The following is a 4,235-nucleotide window of genomic DNA, read 5'->3' on the forward strand; positions in this document are numbered from 1 at the left end:
AATCCCATAACTATATCCCTATACACTTTTTTTACTATTAAAAAATACGGAATAAACAAAACCTATAAGCTATTTTTCGGGGCAATGACTCTTATTTCTATAGTCAACCTGTTTTTTACATTTAGCCTAGGTTCTGTATTTTATTATTTGGGACTTATTTTGAATATAATCTTGTTAATAGTAATAGTAAGGCAAGAAAGGTAAGAAAAATGACTTATGAAAAAAGCCTTATAGATAGGAGGGGCAGAACTTTTCCTAGGAAAAACGAGTATATAATTGATCTTATCGAAGCAAAGGAAAAGGCTACCAGCCCTAAATACTCTAAAGCAGACCATCCATACAATAAAAAATTAAAAAAATATGAGGATGAGAAAAAATCTCTTTTAGAAAAGGCAAATAGTGAGGCAAACTCTGATCCTAATATCCCAGAAGATAAGAAGCTAAAAGACTTGTATATAGAAATGCTTGTTGCAGAAAAAATGCGCGCTTTCTATGAAGAAAACAAGGACTTATCTTATGACAGTCTCTTAGATTATAGGTTAAACGAGCTTGATGTAACTGAAATTCCAAAGATTTTAGACCATGACAAATTTCTAAAAGACAACCTAAAAGACGCAAAAGAACGACAAAAAAATCTAACCCAAGAAGAAATTAATGAAAAAACCAAGTTCTTGGATGAAGACAGAAAAGTTTTAAAAGAAAAATACGAACACGATGTCGCTGAGATAGAAGAATCTTTCAAGGAAGAAAGAATTTCCAAGAAAGCTTACAAGGCTACAAAAGAACAATTAAAACAAAAATATAAGGACCAAAGTCTAAAAATCGACTACAGGAACCCAGAAGTTTCTGTCAAAGAAGAAATTGAATCCTTAAATTACAAATTAAAGGCAGATCTTAAACATTCTCTAAAAATTTTAGAAGAAGAAAGGTCTGACGCAAGACGTAGGACACCGGTAGAAGTAGTCAAAGAAAAACCATTCAAATCAATAATTACAGCGCCTATCCCAGGCCTTGGCCAATTATTAAATGGCCAGTGGCAAAAGGCCTTGATGCTTCTAATTGGTTCACTTTTCATATATTTTATAGCCGTCCCTTATGCCCTAGGTTTTGGCAACTACCAAGGTCAGGGTGTAGCAGGTCTTATTTCCCTTGCTCAAGGTGGCAAGAGACTTGATAGGTCAATAATCTTTATGATAGAGGGGATTTTGGCCCTAGCCTTTATTTTGATAAGTGTTTTTATCCTTATTAGCTCATTTTTAGATGTCTATAAGACAGAAAAAGACGAAATCAAGGGGATTAGACCAAATTCATTCTTTGAAACAAGAAAATACCTAAGAACTGACGGTTTCCCATACCTAATAACCACACCAGCTCTTTTGGTAATTATCTTTATAGTAATAGTCCCAATAGTCACAGCTATCCTTATTTCCTTTACAAATATGGATCCACAACACCAGAACAAATTTGAGTGGGTAGGCCTAAATAATTACCTATCCATAGCTAAAGGTCAAGGTATAGCAGGTAAGGCCTTCTGGCATATCTTCGGCTGGACAATTATGTGGACTCTACTTGCATCTACACTTGCAATTGTTTTGGGCTTCATCTTTGCCCTAATGGTCAACAACGAGAGAATCAAAGGCAAGAAGTTCTTCAGGACTATTTACCTATTGCCATGGGCAATACCAGCCTTTATCACAATCATGTTCTTTTCAATCATGACCAGCCGTGGCGGTGTAATTACAGAAGCAGTAAATGCGGTCTTTAATACTTCGATAGATATTAAAAACAACACAGCACAAACCAGGACAGCACTCATCCTCCTTCAAGGATGGCTGGGACATTCTTATATATTCCTCCTTACAACTGGTGTACTCCAAGCTATACCAAAGGACTTATATGAGGCAGCAAGCATAGACGGAGCTACAGGCTTCCAAAGGACACTTAAGATTACTATTCCTTTGGTACTTTTCCAAATATCTCCAATGCTTATAAACCAATATACATTCAACTTTAACAACTTCTCAATAATTTACCTATTTAACGGCGGTGGACCATTCAATCCACAAGTCTACGGTAACTTAGCGGGTTCGAGTGATATTTTGATTTCATACATCTATAACTTGACCATGAACAGTCAATACCAAGCTATAGGAGCAGCTATTACAGTATTTATTTCAATAATACTTATAGTAATTTCCTACTTTGGCTATATGAAATCATCAGCCTTCAAGGAGTATTAGTATGTTTAAAAAGAAAAAGAAAAATAAAGACCTCTACCTATCAGACCTCCAACCTTTAACAGCTGCGGGCAAGGTAGCTCTTACAATCTCCTACCTAATCTTAATTATTTGGGCTGCGATAATACTTGTGCCACTTGCAATCATGGTGATTTCATCATTTAACGGCAACCAAGGTCAGTATATATCAATGACAGGTGAATTTGTATTTTCAACAAAAAACTTCAAATACTTGTTTGAAGAAACCCAATTTCTAAGATGGGTAGTAAATACACTTAAAATTGCGACAGCAACCACAATCCTTACCCTAATCTTTGTATCTTTTACAGGCTATGCCTATTCAAGATTCAGATTTAAGGGCAAGAAAGCAAGTCTTATAACCATAATGCTAGTGCAAATCATCCCAGCCTTTGCGGGAATCACTGCCTACTACGCAATCCACACAATTGTTTCGGGAGTAGTACCAGTATTTACTCGTTCAATGATGCTGATTTTGATCTACTCAGGCGGGGCAATAGCAGGTAATACCTTTATCTTAAAGGGTTATCTCGATTCTATCTCCCAGGAGCTTGACGAGGCAGCAAGGATAGACGGATGTTCAAACTTCCAAGTTTATAGGCTAATAATTATGCCACTTGCAAGACCAATGCTAGCTATAATTGCCTTACAATGCTTTATAGGACCATTTCTTGATTACATGATGCCAAAGATTCTCTTAACTAATCCAGCAGATTACACCTTGGCAACAGGCCTATTTACTCTAATATCAGACGTAAGAAATATGAACCAACCGGCCTTTGCAGCAGGCGGCTTCTTATCAGCTATCCCTGTAATGCTTTTATTCTTGTTCCTACAAGATGAGCTAGTTGGAGGATTGTCATCAGGTGCAGTGAAAGGATAAAATAATGAGAGTTAAATTAGATAATTTAGGAAAAAAATACGAAGGTAGGGATAAATTTACCATCAGACACATAGATCTAGATATCAAAGATAAGGATTTTTGTGCAATCTTAGGACCATCAGGTTGTGGTAAATCTACCCTAGTCAGAATGATAGCGGGCCTTAACTCAATTACAGAAGGTACCCTATATTTTGACGATAAAATAATGAATACAGTAGAGCCAAAGGATAGGGATATTGCGATGGTATTCCAATCCTACGCCCTATACCCACATATGACAGTTTATGATAATATGGCCTTTTCTCTAAAGATGAAAAACGAGAGAAAAGAAGTGATAGACCAAAGAGTTCAGGAAGCGGCAGATATCTTGCAACTAAGAGACTACCTCTATTCTAGACCATCAGACATATCAGGTGGTCAAAGACAAAGGGTTGCCCTAGGTCGTGCTATAGTTAGAAAACCAGCGGTATTTTTAATGGATGAGCCACTTTCAAACCTTGATGCCAAGCTTCGTGAGCACATGAGAGTTGAAATCGTAAGGATTCACAACCAGCTAGAAACAACCAGCTGCTATGTAACCCACGACCAAACAGAAGCTATGACCATGGCAACAAAAATCATCCTACTTGATGAAGGTAAAATCCAACAAGTAGGTGCGCCAAACGAATTCTATCAAAGACCAGAAAACCTCTTCGTAGCAGGATTTATCGGTTCTCCTACAATGAATATTGTAGAAGGTAAGATAGAAAATGGTCTTTTTGTCAACAAATCTGGCCTAATGAAGGTTAGACCAAATGATAAGGATAAGGAAACTCTTAAAAATTATGAAGGCAAGGAAGTATCTCTAGGTATCAGATCAGAAAGATTTATACCAGGAGATAAAGGCTATAATGCTGTTACATCAACAATCGACGTAATAGAAATGCTAGGTAAGGAACAAATAATCTATTCAAGAATGGATGATGGTACAGAACTTGTAGTAAGCCAGCCAGGCCACTATGAATATAGGATAGGTGAAAGTCACACCTTCAGCCTAGATCCAGAAGCCCTCCACTTCTTTGATGGGGAAACAACTAATAGAATTAACTAAAAAAGAG

Annotated in this window: 3 protein-coding genes and 1 pseudogene; all 4 read left to right on the top strand. The window is 36.9% G+C overall.

The genetic code is table 11. From position 1 onward, the window contains the following. Positions 1-204: pseudogene (locus Q0410_RS00005) on the top strand (hypothetical protein); the annotation flags it as partial. Between the two features lie 5 nt (positions 205-209). Continuing rightward, a complete protein-coding gene (locus Q0410_RS00010) occupies positions 210-2,240 on the top strand; it encodes a carbohydrate ABC transporter permease (RefSeq protein WP_299031303.1) in 2,031 nt (676 codons plus the stop codon). 1 nt (position 2,241) lies between these two features. Further along, a complete protein-coding gene (locus Q0410_RS00015) occupies positions 2,242-3,138 on the top strand; it encodes a sugar ABC transporter permease (RefSeq protein WP_299031306.1) in 897 nt (298 codons plus the stop codon). A 4-nt stretch (positions 3,139-3,142) separates the two neighbouring features. Further along, entirely contained in the window at positions 3,143-4,228 is a 1,086-nt protein-coding gene (locus tag Q0410_RS00020) for an ABC transporter ATP-binding protein (protein ID WP_299031309.1), read from the top strand. Positions 4,229-4,235 lie beyond the last annotated feature (7 nt).

The sequence above is a fragment of the uncultured Anaerococcus sp. genome (assembly GCF_937934665.1).
Classification (GTDB): domain Bacteria; phylum Bacillota; class Clostridia; order Tissierellales; family Peptoniphilaceae; genus Anaerococcus.

Excerpts from the sequence above, each read along its gene's own strand:
- Q0410_RS00010 (WP_299031303.1), top strand. The coding sequence starts at position 210 with ATGACTTATGAAAAAAGCCTTATAGATAGGAGGGGCAGAACTTTTCCT.
- Q0410_RS00020 (WP_299031309.1), top strand. The coding sequence starts at position 3,143 with ATGAGAGTTAAATTAGATAATTTAGGAAAAAAATACGAAGGTAGGGAT.
- Q0410_RS00015 (WP_299031306.1), top strand. The coding sequence starts at position 2,242 with ATGTTTAAAAAGAAAAAGAAAAATAAAGACCTCTACCTATCAGACCTC.